This is a genomic window from Paenibacillus sp. FSL R7-0163 (genome assembly GCF_037969975.1).
Taxonomy (GTDB): Bacteria; Bacillota; Bacilli; order Paenibacillales; family Paenibacillaceae; genus Paenibacillus_AQ; species Paenibacillus_AQ odorifer.
Genome location: NZ_CP150224.1, coordinates 3,965,690 through 3,986,887, shown reverse-complemented (window position 1 = coordinate 3,986,887; position 21,198 = coordinate 3,965,690). Strand labels below are relative to the sequence as shown.

The window sequence follows — 21,198 nt, the reverse complement described above, 5'->3', positions numbered from 1 at the left end:
TCTTGAATGACAGGTTCGAGAATTTTTATTTGGGGTATGTTCGTTTGACAGTAAAAGAATCCCCACGATGGTTTGGACAAGAAGGAACGGCGATAGTAGCGTTATTTTGCACCATGATTCCTCCCATATTTAGGGTAAGCCTCGGACTTTTGCCATTAATTCGACAGCAATAGAAGCAAGTAGGGGAGACGCGCGCCAGCTTTGCGATCGAGCCGTCTACCTCGGGAGCCTCCATAATCCATTCACCAGAGGTTTGTGGTCCGTTGTATCGCTGCAATGTTCGAAAAATCCAATTTCGGCTCAAATTGCGGAGCGTAATCGTCCATTTGTTGCGGCCTACCTTCGTGATGTTAGCTTTTATATGGTCTCCAGGGCTCACTGGAAGGGGAATTACCGTTTCAACATCAGGTAGGATTTCCCACCAAGCGTAATACCGGGCACGACCATTTACGAATTCATGGCCTGTTCCCGTTTGGATCAGGCTGCTGTTCTTGAAACCGTCGATTCCAATCCAAGCAGAGGAATAGGAAGGTTTAGAGGTTGGTTTTACGGAGGGAACGATCCATTCGCCGGCAATGCGGTTAAAGGTCCCCTTTTTTCCAGTGATTGTATACCCGCTCCAGTTTGTTGAAGACCAGCCGAAGCCGGAGCTTTGAAATTTGTTCGCATTAGATTTGTCTTTTAGACATGGATGATTGACCCGAATAGAATTTTGTTTATCATTCAACTTGTCCACCGCCTTTATAGTACTGCTATATTAAATGCGGTGATTACATAGGAAGTACGGGTGTTCTGCTAAAATATAAGAGAGTGCAATGCTTGATTAAGAAGCTGGAGAGGATTTGTAGCTTAAAATGGAAAAATTATCGAAGCTGCGTGGCTTTTATCTGTTTTTAGGATTGGCCGGTGGTTCATTTGGCTCATATCTAACGCTGCTGCTTGTACACAATGGACTTGATAGCGGGCAAATAGGTATACTAATGGCAACAGGCACGCTAATTGCGATCACGATTCAGCCAATATGGGGAATTGTCTCGGATCGGTATAATCAGACACGTTTGGTACTAATCCTAAGTGTGGCGATACCGGCTTTATTAGCGGTCTTTTACCGTTCGGAATATTTTATAGTGTTACTGCTGGTGTATACCCTCTCAACAATCTTTTCCTCAACACAGGCGCCTATAGCCGATTCTTACGCGATTTCAGCGGCGAAGAGGGCTGGGGCTACTTATGGTAGTATAAGGCTTATGATGAGCATTGGAGCGGCTGTGGGAGCCTATTTAGGCGGATTGTATGTATCGTCCTTCTCTGTATCCACGATATGGCTGCCCTTTCTTATGTTTAATCTAATAGCGGTTCTTATTGCATTGACGCTGCCGAAGCAGGCAGAAGAGAATCATATGATGCGGCAATCGTTTTCTCAGGGGGTTAAAAAGCTGCTGGGGAATCGGGTGTTCCTAGCGTTTTTGGGTGGCAGTTTTCTTGTGAACCAGACGATGACTGCTTTTGGAACCTACTTCGTTATCGCGTTTCAGTCGGTTGGAGGTTCAACTCGTTATGCAGGAATTGCGCTTTTTCTCGCATCTGTAACGAACGTGCCCTCCATGCTGTTTGCTTCCAAGGTAATCAAAAAGCTGGGTCGCGAGCGGACGCTGCTCCTTGGTGCACTTATTTATGTCTTGCGGTGGGGCATTCAGGTGGCATTCCCTTATCCATCCGTAATGATTGGAGTGCAGGTACTGCATGGTCTGTCATTCGGGTTCTTTTATATTGCTGCCGTTGAATATGTATCTCAGATCACCTCTAACGAGATGCAGGCGACTGGGCAAAGTGTTTTTAATATGGTGTTCTCGGGTTTTGCCGGTGTTGTTGGCAATTTATTAAATGGATTCTTGCTCAATCAAGGCGGTGTAGAAGTGATGAACCTGTCTTGTATGTTGAGTTCAATCGCAGGAGCGATGCTGCTATTTTATGTCGCCAGAAGCTCCCGAAGCAAACTATCAACGACAAAGCTATCTTCAGACGGGGCCAGGGCATAAAGCTCTCCCTGCTGCCTATGCCGAAAGGAGTATTTATAAATGGAATTACAGCAAGACGGTTTGCGAAGCCGGTGGTATGAATCGACCCTGCGTGTTCGATACCAGGAAAGTGATCAGATGGGCGTTGTGTATCATGCGAATTATTTGAACTGGTTTGAGTCTGGCCGTACGGAGTTGTTACGTCAGCTTGGCTTTACTTATCGTGAGCTTGAGAATCAGGGAGTGCTGCTTCCTGTTACCTCAGCCGATTTGCAATTTAAAAGTCCGGCGCGATATGATGATCTTATCTCCGTGTATGCGCGAATGACTACCTTTTCGGCGTTAAGAGTCGCATTTGAGTATCAGGTGCGGAGGCTCTCGGAAGCAGAAGGTAGGAATTTAGAGGGTTCAGCGGCTACTTTGGGACAATTGCGGTCGATGGACCTCCCCGGGGAACTGCTGGTTACCGGCTCGACAAATCATGTTTGGGTGAATCGAGAATGGAAGCCTGCCAGGCTGGATAGAGCCCTTCCGGAGCTGTTTCACGCGATTAAAGGAGCGCTGCGGGAAGAAAGGGGTTCTGTATGATTAGAAGCAAATGGTTGTGGGCTGCATTATTTATCATTCCTGCCGTGGAATTATTCGGCTTTATCTTTGTAGCAGATCAGCTTGGAGCATTCAAAACGCTGCTGCTTATGTTGACCACCTCGGTTATCGGTTTATTGATGATGCGTTTCGAAGGGAATAAGGTGCTGCAAGACAGCAGAACACATATGCAGGAGGGACGCGTTCCTGGCCGGACGATGCTGGATGGCCTATGCATTTTTTTCGGGGGCTTACTGCTGATCTTACCTGGTTTCGTAACGGATATTGTAGGTTTCTCCTTGGTGTTTCCGTTGACTCGGCCTTTGTATCGTATATTTTTGCTGAAGTGGATTGAGAAAAAGATGAAAAACGGCACCTTCACTTTTTACCGCCGCTAGTTATAATCAAAATAAAAACAGAGCGGATCCCAGTCATTGATAGGGATCCGCTCTGTTTTGCTATTCTAGGAATTGTAGGGTATTGTTTATTATCTTAGTCTTCCGCTGACAATATAGCTGTGTAACGCGTGAAATACACCTGCTCGGTTAAAGGCTACAAGGATAACTAGAATAACGGGACCGATGATCAGCCCAAGCATGCCGAACAGCTGCAAACCTGCAAACATACCGACCAGCATAGCAAGGGGATCAAGCCCAATGCTGCTGGCGAGCACTTTCGGCTCAAGCACTTGGCGGGTTATAAGGATAACGGCATATAGGATAGTAAGTCCGATCCCCAGTGCCAGATTGTCTGTCATGTAAGAGTATAAAGCCCAGGGAATCATTACGATTCCAACCCCTAAATAAGGCAGCAGATCCACAAAACCAATCATTAAGCCAATAGCGAAAGCAGATTTTACACCCAAGAGCAGCAACCCGATCACGACAATGACCGCTGTAATCGAGATGAGGATTAGCTGAGCCCGGAGATAGCCGAAGAGAGCTTTTCGCAGATCCCGCCAGATATCCGATACAGGCTTTAAGAACGGTGCTGGCAACCAGCTTGTGAGTTTGGCATTATGTCTTTCCCAGCTAGTACTAATAAAAAAGGCAGCGAGAACGACCACGATAAGAATTGTACCCATACTGGGTAGAGCAGAGATCAGCTTTAAGATCACATTAAAAAATCCGGTCACCACTTGCGTAACTGCGTAACCAACTGTTTCCGTTGTTCTGCTGATATTGCTGTCAATGGTGGCATGATAGTCAGGATTGTCGCGGTAGAACTGATTTATCTGGTTAATGATATTCTGTATGCTTGCATTCTGGCTCAAAGACAGCAGAAGCTCTCTCCATTGGTCCGTATGAAGATTAAAGGTCTGCAGCAATACGATCAATTCTTTCACTAGCCTTGTAATCATCGCGGTCAGTACTAGTGCGGTTCCGCCTATGTAAAATAGCAGCGAGAGCGACACTGCGAGCCACGCTGGGAGCTTAAGACCTTTAAGAATCAACACTAGTGGATGCATGATATAAGCGAGCAACCAAGCGAGCAGGAGGGGGTATAACAGCGGAAGCAATACATAGATTGCCAGCAGGAGGATAGAGGTAGCCAGAACGACCCACAGGCCGCGCAGCAGTCTTTTTAATGCTAATCGGTCCATACGAAGATCTACACCTCCTTCATTCCTGCTGATGCAGGGGAATAAAAGCTCGTCTTCATATATATTCATAGAACGTATTTAAAGACTAGGAAACGGGATAAATATTGGGCTGAACCGGATGCTATAAACTAAAATCTCAACTGTGAATCAAGGGTTTAGAAGTTTTTTTCTATCTCTGTGATAAAATCATTTGATGCGCTGCAAAGCTTCCACATTGTTCACATAACCGACAAAATCCAGTATGATGAATAAAGATTCGATTACGAAAGTCAGACAACATCCTCGCCGGATATGTCCTTGAACTGCACTCATTAGATTTTTCAATGCTTTAAATTGGAAATGTTTTCATGAAACCGAGAATGCTTTTTATACCTTGTTGGCAAAGGAGAGATATGCTATGACAGCTACCAAAGGCTTGGAAGGTATCGTTGCAACAACTTCATCCATTAGCTCTATTGTGGATGGGGTACTCACTTACCGTGGTTATGATATTGATGATCTCGCAGAAAATGCTACCTTCGAAGAAACCGCTTATTTATTGTGGTTTGGCAGTCTACCAACAACACCAGAGCTGGAAGCGCTCAAACGGGATTTCAGTGCTTTCGCACGGATTCCTGAGCCAGTCATCGAGCAAATGAAGCTCTATCCAAAAGACACCAACACCATGGCAGCATTGCGGACTGCTGTATCAAGCCTTGCTCTCTATGATGAAGCGGCTGACGATATGAGTAGAGAAGCTAACGAGATTAAAGCAGTAAAACTACAGGCACAGCTCCCGACGGTTGTGGCAGCCCTATCGCGTATTCGCAAAGGTCTGGAACCTGTGGCTCCTAAAGAAGGCGTCTCGATTGCCGAGAACTTCCTGTATATGCTATGGGGAAAAGAGCCTGACAGTGTATCTGTTAAAGCGCTTGATACCGCACTTGTGCTTCATGCGGACCATGAGCTGAATGCTTCAACCTTTGCAGGCCGGGTTACGGTTGCAACCTTGTCCGATATTTATTCAGGCGTAACCTCTGCTATCGGTGCACTCAAGGGTCCACTTCACGGTGGGGCGAATGAAGCCGTTATGAAGATGCTTGAAGAGATCGGAAGTTTGGAAGCGGTTGAACCTTATATTCGTAAGAAGCTGGATAACCGTGAGAAGATCATGGGCTTCGGCCATAGAGTATACAAGAATGGTGATCCACGTGCTAAACATCTGATGAAAATGTCACTTGAACTTGGCACAATGAAGAATGATACTACGCTGTATGATATGTCCGTAAATATCGAGGAATTGATTACCGGACAAAAGGGACTTAAACCAAATGTTGATTTCTATTCGGCATCAGTTTATACACAGCTGGGTATTGAACGTGAGCTGTTCACTCCTATCTTTGCAATTAGCCGGACTTCAGGCTGGACTGCGCATATTCTGGAGCAATATACAGATAACCGTATTATCCGGCCACGTGCAGAATACACAGGTATGATTGAACAGAAATACGTTCCAGTAGACGAAAGATAGAAGGGCAGCCTTGCAGGCTGCTCCTAAAGTTTAGTAGAATGAACCCTAGAATATATGCAATAATGCATATTCATACGTAGAGAGTTTTGTTCGAGGCTTGTCCATGAGAAATTAAATCCCACAAAACTTTAGGAGGAATACACTCAAATGTTGAAACTAGAAAAATTCGATCTGCCAACAGAAGGCGAACAAATCACAATTAAAGATGGTAAACTGCAGGTTCCTAATCATCCAATCATTCCTTTTATCGAGGGTGACGGCACAGGCCGTGATATTTGGAAGGCTTCCAAACGCGTACTTGATGCAGCAGTAACTAAAGCTTATGGCGGCACAAAGCAAATCGCTTGGTACGAAGTTTTTGCTGGCGAAAAAGCCTTCAATACATATGGCGAATGGCTGCCAAATGATACATTGGAGGCAATCCGTGAATATTTTGTAGCTATTAAAGGTCCGCTTACGACTCCAATCGGAGGCGGTATTCGTTCATTGAACGTAGCTTTGCGTCAAGAGTTGGATTTGTACGTATGTCTGCGTCCAGTTCGTTATTTCGAAGGGGTTCCTTCTCCTGTTAAACGTCCTGAGCTGGTGGATATGGTTATTTTCCGTGAGAATACGGAGGATATTTATGCAGGGATTGAATATCAAGAAGGTTCTGCTGAAGTGAAGAAAGTCATCGAATTCCTGCAAAAAGAGATGGGAGTTAACAAAATCCGTTTCCCTGAAACTTCTGGTATTGGTATCAAACCAGTATCCTCCGAAGGTTCGAAACGTTTGGTGCGCGCTGCGATTGAATATGCGATCAAACACGGACGCAAGAGCGTAACGCTTGTGCACAAAGGAAACATCATGAAGTTCACTGAAGGTGCCTTCAAAAACTGGGGTTATGAAGTTGCTGAGCAAGAGTTCGGAGATAAGGTCTTCACTTGGAATCAATATGATGTGATTAAAGAACGTGAAGGTGAAGCTGCTGCCAATGCTGCTCAGAAGGATGCTGAAGCTGCAGGCAAAATCATCATCAAGGATGCCATTGCGGATATCGCATTGCAACAAGTTCTGACTCGTCCGACTGATTTTGATGTTATTGCTACCTTGAACCTGAACGGGGACTACCTGTCTGACGCGCTTGCTGCGCAAATCGGCGGTATCGGTATCGCTCCTGGAGCGAACATTAACTATATTTCTGGACATGCGATTTTTGAAGCCACTCATGGCACCGCACCTAAATATGCAGACAAAGATGTTGTGAACCCTGGTTCCGTGATTCTGTCCGGTGTAATGTTGCTGGAGCATCTGGGCTGGCAGGAAGCAGCAGATCTGATTTATAAAGGTATGGAAACAGCTATTAATAACAAGACCGTGACTTATGACTTTGCCCGCCTGATGGAAGGCGCAACTGAACTGAAATGCTCTGCATTTGCCGACGAGATTATTAATCACCTCTAAGAGACTGGCTCAACCAACTGAATATATTGAAGTTTAGCTAATACAAGCTATACCGACACCGTTCTAGGAGGAGAATCCTTGGCAATCAAACGTTATAAAATTACAGTTGTAGGTGCCGGTTTTACTGGTTCTACTACAGCTCTTATGCTTGCTCAAAAGGAGCTTGGTGACGTTGTGCTGCTTGATATCCCACAAATGGAGAACACTACCAAGGGGAAGGCACTAGATATGCTGGAAGCAGGTCCTGTACAGAAATTTGACAGTCAAATTACAGGAACCTCAAGCTATGAAGATGCTGCGGATTCAGATATTGTAATCATCACTGCAGGGATTGCCCGTAAACCTGGAATGAGTCGCGATGATCTCGTGAACACCAATGCAGGTATTGTGAAGTCGGTATGCGAGAACATAAAACGTGTAGCACCAGATTCCATTGTAATCATTCTGAGCAATCCAGTTGACGCTATGACCTATGCGGCATTTAATGCGCTGGGTTTTCCGAAGAGTCGCGTAATTGGACAATCCGGAGTGCTGGATACAGCCCGTTATAACACGTTTATTGCACAAGAGCTGAAGGTATCCGTTGAAGATGTACGTGGTTTCGTATTAGGCGGACATGGCGACGATATGGTACCGCTCGTAAGGTATTCCAGTGTCGGTGGCATCCCAATTGATACATTGATATCTGCGGAGCGTATTGATGAGATTGTGCAACGTACACGTGTGGGTGGCGGAGAGATTGTTAACCTCTTAGGAAATGGTAGTGCTTATTATGCACCAGCGGCTTCTTTAGTTCAGATGGCGGAAGCTATCTTGAAGGACAAAAAACGGATCATTCCGGTTATCGCCTTGCTCGAAGGAGAATATGGCTATGATAACCTGTTCATGGGTGTTCCGGCGTTACTTGGTGCCAATGGTATCGAGAAGATTTTTGAACTGGAGCTTACAGCTGAGGAAAAAGCGGCTTTAGATAAGTCTGCTGAATCCGTGCGTAGCGTAACAGCTGTGCTAACTGTATAGATTGTGACAGAGGTATGAAGAACCCCCCATTTTGTTCACTTAAAATGGGGGTTTCCTTTTCTTCTCAAGCAATAATGGGTATAATTAAATGTAACTATTATCACAGTTAAAATGGAGGAGATATGTTATGGATTGGAACGTTTTGTTTTTCTTACATATGATCGGAACCTTGGCACTTGGCTTCTACCTTGTGCTACCCTTCATCCTAGGACGTGCAGAGAAACTGTCGTCTGGGGCTAAAGAAGGAACGTTAAGTGCAGTAACCGGATTTAATCGTTTTGCGCAGTATGGATTGGTGATCCAACTCCTTACAGGCGGTTACATGATGACCAAAGGTGATTATTCAGTAGCGTGGATGATTATTGTTGTTGTGTTACTGCTAGCGATGTTTGCGCTTGGCGGTATTATGAGCAAGCCTTTGCGTCTTGCAGCAGCTGGAATTCGTGAGAACCGCGACGTTAGCGCAGAGACTGGCAAATTGCGCACACTTAGTGCACTGCTTACGGTGTCATTGCTATTGATGGTATTCTTCATGGTGTTTAACGACATAGTTTAATTTACAGCGAATTATACCCGCCTCCTTAATGGAGAGCGGGTTTTTCGTATGTACCGGTAATTTATCTTCATAAACGTTAATCCCTGATAGGATTAGTATAAGATTTCGGCCGGTAGTTTAAGGGAGAAACACCCGTCCATCGCTTGAATTGTCGGCTGAAGTGGCTCTGGGAAGCAAACCCGAGTTGTTCAGAAATCATCTGTATTTTTAAATCGGTATGAAGCAGTAAATGTTTTGACTTCTTTAATCTTAGGTTAGTTATGTACTGCCTAGGAGATATCTTATACACCTTTGTAAACAACTTATGGCACTGCACCCGACTTAAGCAAGCTGCTCAGCAATCAAATTAACCGTGAGCTCCGGTAAATGAATATTGGCTGCAATATATTTTTCGATCTGATGAGCAGTTTCCACCTCGTACAAAGAGTTTGCTTGTCTCGCTGTGTTGGAATTCTCTGAATTCGAGAGCTGTACATCAATGAGTTCAGTCAAAATCATCAGAATGATCGCTTGCAAACGAAGCCTTTCTTTTACAAGGATCATTTCTTCAATTTCCTCGGGAAATCCAGTGGATGCCGTCGTGGCGAGAATATTGTTCTTAATAAATTCATCCAAATGTTCCAACTGGTGATTTAATCCCGAACGCTGCATTTGTTGGTTATTCCATTTCTGTACAGCCTGAGATTGAAACCATTCACGAAACTTTAAATCGTCAATATCGAAATGAAAGGAGAGGTAAATATAGTTGCTCAGGCCTGAATTAACTACATAATGACGTAAGCCAGGCGGAATGATTAACCAATCTCCTTTACCAAAGGCGATGGAGCTACCTTCTACATATTGATGGGAGTTGCCATCGTAGCAATACAATAGTTCGAAGATTTTGTGATGATGATCAGGGTATGCCCACCCAGGTTCTGCTACACGATAATGAACACCGATCAGCTGCAGTGTACTTATAATGTTCGGAAAGCTGACTTTGTAAGCGATAGGAGTTCTCCTCCTTAGGATCAATAGGGATGTTCTTAATTATATCAAGGATACCTATACATATGACCGTTTTGCAGTGTGAGCCGTTGATCAATTCCAAGTTTTACGTTACAAAAGGTCAAAAAAAGAATGAAATCATCATTTGAATCACTTTAGAGAAAAGGGATAATGGAGGAACCTAGGTAAGTACTTCGAGAAACGGAAGGAAGTGTAATGAAGTGAGAAAGCTGTGTAGGGATATACTAATCTTATCTTCTTTACTTATGGCTTCATTGACTCTTACTCACGGTATAACAGAGGCAGCCCTTATTAAAGATGGGGTAGAGGGGCAACCTCCAATCCAAATTGCAAACGCATACAAGCTCAATTTTACAAACCAAGTTAAAACAGGGTATCAATCCGTTAGGTATGATCCTAATCGCGGTGCGCAATTGTATGACTCATCATTAGGTTATGGTTTTGTCCAAGAGACCAACGCTTTACCCGCTAGAGAAGTGCATACCGATTCAATTACATCCGATGGAACAGGTTTTTTCATCACAGAATCTTATTTTTTTGCTGAACCTAAATCTGAAAAGGATAATTATAATAACTACGGCATGGCGTTTCGAATGGATGCTTCCCCTGGAACCTACAACGTATATGTAAAAACGACTTCTGACGCAGAGGATGGGATCGTGTCAGTATCAGGAATGCAGACCAGCCGCTTGTTGAAAAGTGGACTTATACGTATGTAAACGGCCGTGACCATATAGATATTGAGATTGAACCGAACAAAGTGAACACAGCTGTGGGGATTGAGGAGATCATACTGGAACCGATTTTGCCACAGCATAGAGCAGCTGGAGCTCTTCCGAATTTATTTATACTTGGAGATTCCACGGTCAAGTCCTACACCTTCGACGAAGCGCCAATGAGTGGTTGGGGCCAGATTATTGGCAGTATGTTTAATCAACATAAAGTGAGTGTAACTAACTATTCCATGGGAGGACGCTCGTTTAAAAATGCCTATACAGAAGGTCGACTTAACGACATTTTACTGAGTGGCAGCATTGGGGATTATGTGTTTATTCAATTCGGACACAATGATGAGAGTGCAGATGAGTTCAGACGTTACGGCAGAGGTTCGACTGAGGCAATGTATGAAAACTACCTTAAAGAAGTTTATCTCCCTGCGATCCAAGCCCGGGGCATGATACCAGTACTGGTAACGCCAATGTCCAGAATTAAAGGGAATGCAAGTCCGGGATATATCTATGAGAATTCTTTTAAATCAAGAAAGTTTGTAGATATTCTTAAACGGGTTGCAGATGAATCTGGAGTTACACTTATTGACCTTAACTCGGAAAGTCTGAAATATTATAACGAGATCGGAGTAGAAGCGATAACAGCCCTCTTCATGTCAATTGAAGCCGGAGAAACGCCAGGCAAAACAAATGACGGAAGTTACGCTAACGGGCATCCTTCAAAGAAAATCGATGGGACTCATTTTAAAGAAGCGCTCGCCAAACAATTTTCGCGGATGATTGTTACGGAGCTTGTAGAGAAAGGTGCTACTGGCGATTCTACTGCTGCCTCCATTACTGCTTATCTTAAAGGGAACGTTAAGCATGCGGCACTAACAGGCAACTGGGATAAGGTTTTTCCGGAAATAACTAATGATACGACGACCGGGGAAGCTGCTTATTACCGCAATCAAATTGAAAAATTAATCCAGCTGGGAGTAATGGGCAAAGACCGTCAAGGGAATTTTAAGCCAGATACGGAGATGACAGTTGCTGAATTCACACGCAGTATTTCTAAGTTAATGAAAGTGGAAAGATCAGATCTTGCCTATTATCCGAAAGGTAAGCTGTCACGTGAAACGATGGGTGCTATTCTCTATGATGTTTACCAAGTAAAGTTTGCTAATAAACCTAAGTACATGACTGATTATAACGGCACAGCAGTAGTGCCAGGAGATCCTGGTTATGATTTCAATCTGGATCCAGGCGCTAGAGGAGCGATGTACTATCCACTTGTATCCTGGCAGCAGCTGGTTGATACGGCGGACATTTCTCCCTTTTTAATTTCAAAAGTGAAAAGTGCTTATGAATTAGGGCTTATTAGATCTGAAGTGGGGATTGCTAGAGGCCAAATGGTCAATGGGACAGAACTAGAACCTAAAGCCATAGTGACCCGGGAGAAAGCAGCTAAGGCTCTTTATTTTATGTGGGTACTGGAACATGAAGTGAATGCAGAAAATCATGTTTCTTCTTTGAAATAGTTAGGGTGAACAATTCAAGGCACAGCAGCGATGCTGTGCCTTTTTGTATGCAGTGAAGTCCTCTCCACTTACAGCAGTTTACATCCACGGTTGTTTATTTCTACTTGCATTGTGGTAAGTAAGATTCGTAAAGCGATTTAAGAAAATGACAAACCCAGCGTATAAACGTGCATTGTTGTGCCATCCTAAGATGATCAGTTAACTATCAATTTGCTTAACGAGAGGAGATAGGGAAGATGTCAGGCAATAATAAACAAGCTACAAAAACCTTACCCCCACAGGAGCAGCATCATCAGCCAGGGATTGAGAGTGAAATGACGCCGCTGCCCAAATACGAGCCGGCAAATTATAAAGCAGCAGGTAAACTGCAAGACAAGGCGGCGTTGATTACCGGTGGAGACAGCGGAATTGGGCGTGCAGTTGCTGTGCTTTTTGCTAAAGAAGGCGCTGATGTGGTCATTTCATATCTTAATGAACACTCAGATGCAGAGGAAACTAAACGTCAGGTCGAGCAGGAAGGCCGCAAATGTATCCTAATTCCAGGTGATATCGGTGACGAGAAATTCTGTAAGGATCTTATTAAACAGACGGTGGAGGGCTTAGGAAAGCTTGATATTCTCATCAATAACGCGGCAGAGCAACATCCGCAAGCTAAGATCGAGGATATTACTTCCGAGCAGCTAGAGCGTACTTTCCGTACGAATATATTTGCGATGTTCTATTTAACAAAAGCAGCTATGCCTCATTTAAAAGCAGGATCTACAATTATAAATACAACTTCAATTACCGCTTATCGCGGAAGCCCGCAGCTGCTGGACTATTCATCAACTAAAGGAGCTATCCTTAGTTTCACACGATCTTTGTCCACGAATCTGGCGGAGAAGGGCATACGGGTAAACGGTGTAGCGCCAGGTCCAATCTGGACACCGCTAATTCCCTCTACCTTTGATGCGAAGCAGGTTAGCGAGTTTGGAGGCACGCAGCCTATGAAACGGCCTGGACAACCAGAGGAGCTGGCGCCAGCCTATGTATATCTAGCCTCTGACGATTCCAGTTATGTGACTGGACAGGTTATTCATGTAAATGGTGGCGAGGTAGTAAACGGTTAGATTAGTACAGCTAATGTGAATAAATGGGTGTATTTCAATAAAAAAATATGTTACTATAAACCACGTTAGCATTTTAAAATTGTATATTTATGTCACTAGGGGTGCCGTTTGGCTGAGACGGAATGGATTTCCGGACCCTTTGAACCTGATCTGGTTAAGACCAGCGTAGGGAAGTGGAGAACGAATTTCTGTTGTCGGGCTATTTGTAGTACCGTCTAGTTACAGATTCTGACTGCCTTCCTTACGGGGGCAGTTTTTTTGTTTTTTACTGACCTACAGGGAAGTGAGAGAGAGGAGATCGCGAGTGGTACAAGCTGAGATCCATCTAATATCAGACGGCAAGCAGCAGTTGAGACAATTTGTTGAACTGGCTGTCACGGTGCAGACATGGGTCGATTATATTCACTTAAGAGAGAAGCAATGTCCAGCACGCGAACTGCTCTCTGCGGCACAGGAGCTGTTGGCTGCCGGTATACCCGCTACCAAACTGATAATCAATGACCGGATCGATGTAGCATTGGCAGCTGGTGCCGCGGGTGTTCAGTTGGCTGGGCACAGTCTGAGCCCGGTTACAGCCCGGCGAATTGCACCTCAGCTTTGGCTGGGGAGATCGGTTCATTCTCCGGAAGAAGCGGCGAATGCTTCAGAGCAGGGAGCTGATTATTGCTTGTTTGGCCATGTATTTCCCTCGGCGAGCAAGCTAGGGCTGCCCGCACGTGGGTTAGAGCTGCTTGCAGAAACGGTGAAGACTAGCTCTATTCCTGTAATTGCGATTGGCGGAATTGGTCCCGCTAATGCGGCACAGATCATTAGGCAAGGCGCGGCAGGAATTGCTGTGATGTCCGGTATTTGCGGAGAGGATGATCCTTATGAGGCCGCCAAAGCTATTCATAAGGCGGTTCATTCATAGCCGGGAGGTAAAAGCATAGGCGAAGGGGGTGATTCAGAATGAGACTGTTGATTAACGGGAAATCCGCAGAGTGTTCTGGTGGTGTTCAAACTATAGCTGATTTGATCAGTCTTCCTGAGTGGTCGGGTCGTCTGATGATCATTGAGCTGAATGGAGAAATTGTCAGTAAGGAGAATTATGAAAGTACAGCTCTGAGCGAGGATGATCGTTTGGAACTGGTGCACTTTGTTGGTGGGGGTTGAGATGGAGCGGTATAGAATTTTGAGAAATTTATAAGAACCAAAGGGAGGTAATTTCATGCATGACCCGTTACATATTGGAGGCATCGAATTAACTAGTAGATTATTTATCGGAACCGGAAAATATAGCCGGAATGCTCTGATCCCCGAAGTGATCGCAAGCTCTGGTTCTCAGGTGATTACTGTAGCGCTTCGCCGAGTGGACCCGGAAGGTGGAGCAGAAAATATCATGAACCACATTCCCGGCCACATGACTCTTCTGCCTAATACCTCAGGAGCGCGTACAGCGGAAGAGGCAGTCCGTATTGCGAGATTAGCAAGAGCTGCGGGACTGGGGAACTGGGTGAAGATCGAAGTGATCAATGATCAGAAATACCTGCTTCCAGATAATCTGGAGACCATACGAGCTACAGAGATTCTAGCGGCGGAGGGTTTTGTAGTACTGCCATATATGAGTCCGGACCTTTCGGCTGCTTTACGTCTGAGAGATGCCGGTGCTGCTGCTGTGATGCCGCTTGGTGCGCCGATCGGGACGAATCGCGGCCTGCGCACCAAGGAGCTTGTGCGTATTCTTATTGAAGAAGTGAATTTGCCGATTATTGTAGATGCCGGAATTGGCAAGCCCTCGGAAGCGGCGGAAGCAATGGAGATGGGGGCCGCTGCTGTTCTGCTTAATACGGCTATCGCAACGGCACGTAATCCGCTCGTCATGGCGGAAGCGTTCCGCGAGGCGATATCCGCTGGCCGCAAAGCTTATTTGGCAGGACTCGGTCCTGTAGAAGAAGTTGCTTTTGCTTCGTCACCGTTGACTGGATTTCTGAACTGAATTTGATAGGTTCACGAAAGGAGGGAGAATTAGCATGAGCTTTTTTGACACACTGGCCCGCTTGGAGCAGTATCCTTATGAGCAGCTGTGGAAGGAGTTCCGGGAGGATGACGTTAAGCGGGCGCTTGGAAAAGACAAGCTGAACGAAAATGATTTGCTGGCATTGCTCTCTCCGGCAGCAACGCCGCTGCTAGAGGAGATGGCGTTGGCTGCACAGCGACTGACCCGTGCACATTTTGGTTATTCGATGCAGCTGTTCACACCGATGTATCTTGCGGATTTTTGTGTGAATCATTGTACCTACTGCAGCTTCAGCTCCATTTATGATTTTCCGCGCAAAAAGCTGTCCTTGGAGGAGGTTCGCAGGGAGGCTGAGAAGATTGCAGCTACAGGTCTGCGGCATATCCTCATTTTGACTGGTGAATCGCGCCGGGAGAATCCTGTCTCATATATTAAGGATTGTGTAGATGTACTCAAGGAATTTTTTTCCTCCGTCAGTATTGAGATAAATCCTCTATCAACTGCAGAATATAAAGAGCTTCTTCAAGCAGGGGTGGATGGACTAACACTATACCAAGAGGTGTACCACCAGGAGACTTACAAAAAGCTGCATGTTAAAGGGCCTAAAAGAAACTACCGGAATCGCCTGGATGCACCTGAACGCGGCTGTCAGGCAGGTTTTCGTTCTGTGAATATTGGTACGTTGCTCGGGATGTACGATTGGCGGCAAGAGGCATTCCAAAGTGCCATGCATGCCCGCTATCTACAGGATCGGTATCCAGATTGCGAGATCAGCCTGTCACCCCCACGGTTTCGGCCTTATTTAGGGGAATTTAACCCAGAGTGCGATGTTACCGATCGATCACTAGTGCAGATTATTTTGGCATACCGGTTATTTTTACCCCGTTCGGGCATTACTTTATCTACAAGAGAGCCTGCCTCTCTACGCGATCATTTAATTCATCTAGGAATAACTAAGATGTCAGCCGGGGTCACTACTGAGGTGGGCGGTCACACTAATGCAGGGGGAACTCCGCAATTCGAAATATCCGATAGCCGCAGTGTGCAGGAGATTACGGAAATGCTATATACGAAGGGTTTGCAGCCGATTTTTAAAGACTGGGATATCCTGACTGAATCAGTAACGTAACGCTTGTATTTTTATTATTAATCACTAAAGGGACCCCTGCGAGATTCATGCGGAGGTCCTTTTTTCTATTGTGTAGATGGTGTTTAGTTTCCGGCAGAGAGCTCATCGAGAGACATTTCGAAGCTCGGTGCCATATGAGTCAGAAAATAATCCACTTCCTGCAGGCCAAGCCCACGAAGTTTTGCTGCTGTCTGCTCCTTCGCGGCGGCAAATTCTCGGTTGCCTGCAGCAACCTCCCATACGCATTTCAAATAAGCATCCAGCCGATCAGCGGCTTTCACATAGCTGTGCAGCAGAATGTCCTCCGAATCGGGAGGGCTGTCTTCCGGTCGTATGAGCTGAGTGTAGATGCTTTTTAGCTCTGATGGAATCATTCCAGTTAAGCGATCAGCCGCAACTTTTTCCATTTCGCGGAAGCTGGTGAGCAAGCGAGGATTGTTGTATTTTACCGGCGTGGCAATGTCGCCTGTGAATACTTCGCTGGCATCATGGAAAAGAGCTATGGTTGCTGCTCGTTCCGCGTTTAATGAACGCCCGAAATGTACATTACCAATGGAACAGAGCATATGTGTGAGCAATGCAACATGAAAAGAATGCTCAGCGACGTTCTCCGGTGCGGTGCTGCGCATCAAGCTCCAGCGCTGAATATACTGAAGACGATATAGATAGGCAGAAAAATGGTAGCTCAATTTTAAAGTAACCCCTTTCATGCGGTGCTAGGTATGATATTATTATACTAATTGTATCAAACTTTAGATAACCTGGAACTGCCGAGAGGAGCTTGAATGAAGATGCAGCATTTTGAAGACAGTATTTATAACCTTATCGTAGAAACTTCCACGAATTTGCCGGGAGATGTACGCCGGGCAGTTGCAAAAGGTCGCGCGCTGGAAGACAGGGCTACCCGGTCCGGTCTTGCTTTAACCACGATTGCACAAAATATCGGAATGGCTGAGCAGCAAGTGTCTCCGATCTGTCAAGATACGGGAATGCCTACATTTATCATTCACACCCCTGTGGGAATCAATCAGATTGAGATGAAAAAAGATATTCATAATGCCATTGTACGAGCGACCAAGAATGGTAAACTTCGTCCCAATTCTGTAGATTCATTAACAGGTGAGAATAGCGGAGATAACTTGGGTGCAGGCACACCAGTCATTCATTTCGAACAATGGGAAGAGGATAAAATAGACGTTAGACTTATTCTGAAGGGTGGAGGCTGCGAGAATAAAAATATTCAATACAGTCTCCCGGCAGAATTAGAAGGACTCGGCAAAGCGGGTCGGGATCTGGACGGAATCCGTAAATGTATTTTACACGCGGTATATCAGGCGCAGGGACAAGGCTGTAGTGCCGGTTTTATTGGCGTGGGTATCGGCGGTGACCGTACGACTGGCTACGAGCTGGCTAAGAAGCAGTTGTTCCGCAAAGTGGAGGATGTTAATCCGATAGAAGACCTTAGCAAGCTGGAAGACTATATTATGGAGAATGCTAACAAGCTTGGAATTGGCACGATGGGTTTTGGTGGTGAGGTATCGCTGCTGGGCTGTAAGATTGGCGTTATGAATCGTCTGCCAGCTAGCTTTTTCGTATCCGTTGCTTATAACTGTTGGGCCTTCCGCCGCCAAGGGGTGCTGGTTGACCCATCAACTGGCAATATAGAGGATTGGTTATATGAGAGCGGCACAGGGATATCTGTAGATGATGAAGGAGCACATGAATCTGAAGCGGTAATTGCTGAGGGAGCTAACAGCCCAGCCTCTGAGTCGCGGGAAGTACGTCTTACAACGCCGGTAAGTGAAGAGGATATCCGTAGTCTGCGTGTTGGAGACGTGGTTATTTTATCCGGTGAAATGCATACAGGCCGTGATGCTCTGCACAAATATTTAATGGATCATGAATCTCCGGTAGATCTGGAAGGGGCTGTGATTTATCATTGCGGTCCTGTGATGATGAAAGATGAGGAAGGCTGGCATGTAAAAGCTGCGGGCCCAACTACGAGCATTCGTGAAGAGCCTTATCAAGGCGATATCATCAAAAAATTTGGAATCCGTGCAGTCATCGGAAAAGGTGGTATGGGTCCAAAAACGTTAAAAGCCTTACAGGAGCACGGCGGGGTATACCTCAATGCGATTGGTGGAGCCGCCCAGTATTATGCAGAGTGCATCAAGAAGGTCAACGCTGTTGATTTTATGGAATTTGGTATTCCTGAGGCAATGTGGCATCTCGACGTGGAGGGTTTTGCAGCGATTGTGACGATGGATGCTCACGGCAACAGTCTGCATGCGGATGTGGAAAAAGATTCTGCAGCTAAATTGACTCAATTCAAGGAGCCAGTGTTTAAATAAATGGGGTTACAACCGGTGGATAAGTCATGAGGAGGGCAGATTCTCTGAATGGCTTTTCCATGGGTTTTAATCAAATTATAAGGATTTATATGTTCCAGACTATAAATTATCCTTAAGGAACGCCGAAGGCGTTTTTGCCTGTCTAAAGGAGGACAACGAATGGCACCACATTATATTAGAAATGGTTTTCTTAACGTTACGCCGTATTTTATTGCGGAAGATGCAGACCAATTGATAGATTTTGTTGTGCACTGCTTTGATGCCAAAATTATTGATATGCTGCGAAACGATGAGAGTAGGATTAGGCATGCCGAGGTCAGAATCGGTGATTCCATCATTGAGGTTTCCGAAGCGAATGAAAAGTATTCACCGGTACAGCTTGCCATTCATCTTTATGTAAGAAATGTTGATGAGACCTACCGCAAGTGCCTGAATGCCGGGGCCTCTATTATTGAAGAACCACTGGATAAGTCCTATGGAGAAAGAGGAGCAGGGGTTAGAGACCGTCAGGGTAATCAGTGGTTTCTTGCTACCCGTACAGAATAAACTCATGTGTTTTTACAAAAGTAATACAAAGTAACAGTCCAGAGTTAATCAACTCGGGCTGTTATTTTTATATAATTTACTCTGGGGGGCTTATGTCACGGTCATAGTCGTACTGGTATTTTGGAGAAAATGAAGTTAGGATAAAAGATACAATGATAAAGGGAGAGGCAAATCTCAGATGAAACCGTTTCGCGCTCGTCTTACGTTTATACTTATGGCCTTAATCGGTATTTCCATGATTGGTACTGGATTTACGATGGCTCATCTGTTTAAGAGCTCCCATATAACTGCTCTGGAAGAGAATATGTCCCGGGAAATAAGCTTGCTCTCAGGCACACTGGAATTTGTAGATATGAATTCTTCAAATGCGATCCCGTATTACACTGAACAGGCGGAGCATATTTCTAAACTTTTAGATTCTCGGATAACGTTTATTACAAAGTCGGGTAAAGTAATTGGCGATTCTGAGAAAAACCCCTTGGAAATGGACAACCACTCCAATCGTGAAGAAGAGATAGGGGCTGCGAAAGAGGGAACTGGACGGGCAATCCGTTACAGCGAAACTCTAAAGCATGAGATGTTATATGTGGCTGGAAAGGTAACTTCAGATCAGGGGTTTGACGGCTATATTCGGGTCTCAATGGGACTTGATGCTGTTACTCAAGGTCTTAAGCATGCTTGGATGATCATGGCTGCAGGTCTTATTATCTTGTTCTTGTCAGCAACGATTGTGAGCTATAAAGTAGCTTCAAGCATGACTTCCCCGTTGGAGCAAATCACAAGAGTCGCCCGGCGGATTACCGATCTGGATTATGATGCCAGAGTTCATTTGAAGCGTAAAGATGAAGTTGGACAGCTGGCTACAGCGATTAATGCGATGGCAGACAGTCTTCAAGACCAGCTCAAGACGATTCGTGATAATGAGGATCTGCTGCAAAGCGTGCTGGATAATATGACTGGCGGCATCATAATGATCAATGCGGAAGAAGAGATTGCGCTGCTCAATCGGGCTTCAGAGCGAATGCTTGATGTCAGCAACAGTGAAATGGCGGGTCATTCGTACAAAGAGTTAAAACGGCATTATGAGCTAACCCGTCTGCTTGAAGAAGGGGTATTAAGCCGGGAGCCGATTCATGAAGAGCGAAGTATTTATAACCCAAGAGAGCGAATTGTACGGATGGACGCGGTTCCGATGATCCAGGATGGTACGTACAGAGGTATGCTTTTCCTATTGCAAGAGGTTACGGAAATTCGCCGTTTGGAGCGGATGCGCAGTGAATTTGTCGCTAACGTATCGCATGAACTAAAGACTCCGGTTGCAGCGGTCAAAGGGTTTGCCGAGACCTTACTGGGAGGCGGAGTTAAAGATGAGAAGACGGCGAGATCCTTCCTGCAAATTATATATGATGAGAATGAGCGTTTAAATCGCTTGATTGGAGATATTCTGGAATTATCTAAAATCGAATCTAAACGGGTGCAGCTCGATTGCTCACCGGTTCATATCATTGAATTCTTTGATTCCGTGCTGGGAACCATCAGTAAAGTCGCTGAGAAGAAAAACATTAGTCTTAATGTAGAGGTTCCTGAGGAGCTGTTCATTGAGGCGGATGAGGATAAGCTGCGTCAAATCTTTATGAATCTTTTCTCTAATGCGATTAATTACACACATGAAGGCGGAAACGTAAAGGTCTACGTTAAGAGTCTACTGAAACCAGACGGCTCCGAAAATGTTCAATTTACTGTTAGCGATACGGGTATGGGGATTCCTAAAAAAGATCTGCCGCGTATTTTTGAACGTTTTTACCGTGTGGATAAGGCAAGATCCAGAAGCTCCGGTGGAACGGGATTGGGGCTGTCTATTGTGAAGCATTTGGTAGATATGCACCATGGAGTGATTTCAGTTGAAAGTGATCTGGGAATCGGCAGTTCCTTTGTGATTGAATTGCCTTTGCTGCAGGAAGAAAAGACCGATTAGATTTTTGTAAATTCACTTTTTCAATTTTACACTAAGTTAACATTACGGTGATATGATGGTTTTGTTGCTGTTTTGTAAAAAATCAAACTATATGGAAGACG

General features: G+C 45.1%; 21 protein-coding genes and 1 riboswitch. Of the genes, 17 read left to right on the top strand and 4 right to left on the bottom strand.

The window, feature by feature from the left end; translation table 11 throughout:
- Nucleotides 1-25: 25 nt before the first annotated feature.
- Entirely contained in the window at nucleotides 26-727 is a 702-nt protein-coding gene (locus NST45_RS17800) for a G1 family glutamic endopeptidase (RefSeq protein WP_244886450.1), read from the bottom strand.
- 127 nt (nucleotides 728-854) lie between these two features.
- Here NST45_RS17800 and NST45_RS17795 point away from each other — a divergent pair, with 127 nt between their 5' ends.
- Genes NST45_RS17795 through NST45_RS17785 form a run of 3 tightly spaced genes read left to right on the top strand, consistent with a single transcriptional unit; the run spans nucleotide 855 to nucleotide 3,001 of the window.
- Nucleotides 855-2,039 carry an MFS transporter gene (locus NST45_RS17795; protein ID WP_036678905.1) on the top strand — a complete coding sequence of 395 codons (1,185 nt, stop codon included), beginning with the start codon at nucleotides 855-857 and terminating at the stop codon, nucleotides 2,037-2,039.
- 39 nt (nucleotides 2,040-2,078) lie between these two features.
- A complete protein-coding gene (locus NST45_RS17790) occupies nucleotides 2,079-2,606 on the top strand; it encodes a thioesterase family protein (protein WP_038569667.1) in 528 nt (175 codons plus the stop codon).
- Nucleotides 2,603-3,001: an FxsA family protein gene (locus NST45_RS17785; protein WP_036678910.1), complete on the top strand. Its 399-nt coding sequence runs from the start codon at nucleotides 2,603-2,605 to the stop codon at nucleotides 2,999-3,001. Before NST45_RS17790 ends, NST45_RS17785 begins: the two co-directional genes overlap by 4 nt.
- A gap of 89 nt (nucleotides 3,002-3,090) precedes the next feature.
- Here the strand turns inward: NST45_RS17785 and ytvI are convergent, their stop codons facing one another.
- Nucleotides 3,091-4,206: a sporulation integral membrane protein YtvI gene (gene ytvI, locus NST45_RS17780; protein WP_326046412.1), complete on the bottom strand. Its 1,116-nt coding sequence runs from the start codon at nucleotides 4,204-4,206 to the stop codon at nucleotides 3,091-3,093.
- A 397-nt stretch (nucleotides 4,207-4,603) separates the two neighbouring features.
- On the opposite strand from ytvI, the gene citZ reads away from it, so the two are divergent.
- From citZ to NST45_RS17760, 4 genes are all read left to right on the top strand, one after another.
- Nucleotides 4,604-5,716, top strand: coding sequence for a citrate synthase (citZ, locus tag NST45_RS17775; RefSeq protein WP_036678915.1), 1,113 nt, complete (start codon nucleotides 4,604-4,606; stop codon nucleotides 5,714-5,716).
- 147 nt (nucleotides 5,717-5,863) lie between these two features.
- The gene (gene icd / locus NST45_RS17770; protein WP_036678918.1) at nucleotides 5,864-7,159 is read left to right on the top strand and encodes an NADP-dependent isocitrate dehydrogenase; all 1,296 of its coding nucleotides are present in this window, start codon (nucleotides 5,864-5,866) and stop codon (nucleotides 7,157-7,159) included.
- 78 nt (nucleotides 7,160-7,237) lie between these two features.
- Nucleotides 7,238-8,179: a malate dehydrogenase gene (mdh, locus tag NST45_RS17765; RefSeq protein WP_076140878.1), complete on the top strand. Its 942-nt coding sequence runs from the start codon at nucleotides 7,238-7,240 to the stop codon at nucleotides 8,177-8,179.
- Nucleotides 8,180-8,306: 127 nt separating this feature from the next.
- Nucleotides 8,307-8,735: a hypothetical protein gene (locus tag NST45_RS17760; RefSeq protein WP_036678923.1), complete on the top strand. Its 429-nt coding sequence runs from the start codon at nucleotides 8,307-8,309 to the stop codon at nucleotides 8,733-8,735.
- A 321-nt stretch (nucleotides 8,736-9,056) separates the two neighbouring features.
- Here the strand turns inward: NST45_RS17760 and NST45_RS17755 are convergent, their stop codons facing one another.
- The gene (locus tag NST45_RS17755; RefSeq protein ID WP_339823366.1) at nucleotides 9,057-9,749 is read right to left on the bottom strand and encodes a cupin domain-containing protein; all 693 of its coding nucleotides are present in this window, start codon (nucleotides 9,747-9,749) and stop codon (nucleotides 9,057-9,059) included.
- Nucleotides 9,750-9,943: 194 nt separating this feature from the next.
- Between NST45_RS17755 and NST45_RS17750 the strand changes: the two genes are divergently transcribed.
- The 7 genes from NST45_RS17750 (at nucleotide 9,944) to thiH (ending at nucleotide 16,225) form a co-directional block, all read left to right on the top strand.
- On the top strand, nucleotides 9,944-10,462 hold the full coding sequence (locus NST45_RS17750) for a hypothetical protein (protein ID WP_339823363.1): 519 nt from the start codon (nucleotides 9,944-9,946) through the stop codon (nucleotides 10,460-10,462).
- Between the two features lie 53 nt (nucleotides 10,463-10,515).
- A complete protein-coding gene (locus tag NST45_RS17745; protein WP_339823360.1) occupies nucleotides 10,516-11,991 on the top strand; it encodes a GDSL-type esterase/lipase family protein in 1,476 nt (491 codons plus the stop codon).
- Between the two features lie 236 nt (nucleotides 11,992-12,227).
- Nucleotides 12,228-13,100, top strand: coding sequence for an SDR family oxidoreductase (locus NST45_RS17740; protein WP_038569678.1), 873 nt, complete (start codon nucleotides 12,228-12,230; stop codon nucleotides 13,098-13,100).
- 87 nt (nucleotides 13,101-13,187) lie between these two features.
- Nucleotides 13,188-13,289, top strand: a riboswitch (TPP riboswitch).
- A gap of 115 nt (nucleotides 13,290-13,404) precedes the next feature.
- Nucleotides 13,405-14,010 carry a thiamine phosphate synthase gene (locus NST45_RS17735; RefSeq protein WP_339823358.1) on the top strand — a complete coding sequence of 202 codons (606 nt, stop codon included), beginning with the start codon at nucleotides 13,405-13,407 and terminating at the stop codon, nucleotides 14,008-14,010.
- A 38-nt stretch (nucleotides 14,011-14,048) separates the two neighbouring features.
- Complete coding sequence (gene thiS / locus NST45_RS17730; RefSeq protein WP_076296041.1) at nucleotides 14,049-14,252, top strand: sulfur carrier protein ThiS; 204 nt, start codon at nucleotides 14,049-14,051, stop codon at nucleotides 14,250-14,252.
- A 55-nt stretch (nucleotides 14,253-14,307) separates the two neighbouring features.
- Nucleotides 14,308-15,075, top strand: a complete 768-nt coding sequence (locus NST45_RS17725; protein WP_036678942.1) for a thiazole synthase — start codon at nucleotides 14,308-14,310, stop codon at nucleotides 15,073-15,075.
- A gap of 34 nt (nucleotides 15,076-15,109) precedes the next feature.
- Nucleotides 15,110-16,225: a 2-iminoacetate synthase ThiH gene (gene thiH, locus NST45_RS17720; RefSeq protein WP_339823354.1), complete on the top strand. Its 1,116-nt coding sequence runs from the start codon at nucleotides 15,110-15,112 to the stop codon at nucleotides 16,223-16,225.
- Nucleotides 16,226-16,308: 83 nt separating this feature from the next.
- Here the strand turns inward: thiH and yfbR are convergent, their stop codons facing one another.
- Entirely contained in the window at nucleotides 16,309-16,914 is a 606-nt protein-coding gene (yfbR, locus tag NST45_RS17715) for a 5'-deoxynucleotidase (protein ID WP_094901415.1), read from the bottom strand.
- A gap of 102 nt (nucleotides 16,915-17,016) precedes the next feature.
- Between yfbR and NST45_RS17710 the strand changes: the two genes are divergently transcribed.
- The 3 genes from NST45_RS17710 (at nucleotide 17,017) to NST45_RS17700 (ending at nucleotide 21,097) form a co-directional block, all read left to right on the top strand.
- Nucleotides 17,017-18,576, top strand: coding sequence for a fumarate hydratase (locus tag NST45_RS17710; RefSeq protein WP_076146271.1), 1,560 nt, complete (start codon nucleotides 17,017-17,019; stop codon nucleotides 18,574-18,576).
- 159 nt (nucleotides 18,577-18,735) lie between these two features.
- Entirely contained in the window at nucleotides 18,736-19,122 is a 387-nt protein-coding gene (locus tag NST45_RS17705; protein WP_094901417.1) for a VOC family protein, read from the top strand.
- Nucleotides 19,123-19,300: 178 nt separating this feature from the next.
- A complete protein-coding gene (locus NST45_RS17700) occupies nucleotides 19,301-21,097 on the top strand; it encodes an ATP-binding protein (protein WP_036678948.1) in 1,797 nt (598 codons plus the stop codon).
- The last annotated feature ends 101 nt before the right edge of the window (nucleotides 21,098-21,198 follow it).

Excerpts from the sequence above, each read along its gene's own strand:
- thiS (WP_076296041.1), top strand. The coding sequence starts at position 14,049 with ATGAGACTGTTGATTAACGGGAAATCCGCAGAGTGTTCTGGTGGTGTT.
- NST45_RS17705 (WP_094901417.1), top strand. The coding sequence starts at position 18,736 with ATGGCACCACATTATATTAGAAATGGTTTTCTTAACGTTACGCCGTAT.
- NST45_RS17710 (WP_076146271.1), top strand. The coding sequence starts at position 17,017 with ATGCAGCATTTTGAAGACAGTATTTATAACCTTATCGTAGAAACTTCC.
- NST45_RS17700 (WP_036678948.1), top strand. The coding sequence starts at position 19,301 with ATGAAACCGTTTCGCGCTCGTCTTACGTTTATACTTATGGCCTTAATC.
- thiH (WP_339823354.1), top strand. The coding sequence starts at position 15,110 with ATGAGCTTTTTTGACACACTGGCCCGCTTGGAGCAGTATCCTTATGAG.
- ytvI (WP_326046412.1), bottom strand. The coding sequence starts at position 4,206 with ATGGACCGATTAGCATTAAAAAGACTGCTGCGCGGCCTGTGGGTCGTT.
- NST45_RS17795 (WP_036678905.1), top strand. The coding sequence starts at position 855 with ATGGAAAAATTATCGAAGCTGCGTGGCTTTTATCTGTTTTTAGGATTG.
- NST45_RS17790 (WP_038569667.1), top strand. The coding sequence starts at position 2,079 with ATGGAATTACAGCAAGACGGTTTGCGAAGCCGGTGGTATGAATCGACC.
- NST45_RS17725 (WP_036678942.1), top strand. The coding sequence starts at position 14,308 with ATGCATGACCCGTTACATATTGGAGGCATCGAATTAACTAGTAGATTA.
- NST45_RS17740 (WP_038569678.1), top strand. The coding sequence starts at position 12,228 with ATGTCAGGCAATAATAAACAAGCTACAAAAACCTTACCCCCACAGGAG.
- icd (WP_036678918.1), top strand. The coding sequence starts at position 5,864 with ATGTTGAAACTAGAAAAATTCGATCTGCCAACAGAAGGCGAACAAATC.
- NST45_RS17760 (WP_036678923.1), top strand. The coding sequence starts at position 8,307 with ATGGATTGGAACGTTTTGTTTTTCTTACATATGATCGGAACCTTGGCA.
- NST45_RS17785 (WP_036678910.1), top strand. The coding sequence starts at position 2,603 with ATGATTAGAAGCAAATGGTTGTGGGCTGCATTATTTATCATTCCTGCC.
- citZ (WP_036678915.1), top strand. The coding sequence starts at position 4,604 with ATGACAGCTACCAAAGGCTTGGAAGGTATCGTTGCAACAACTTCATCC.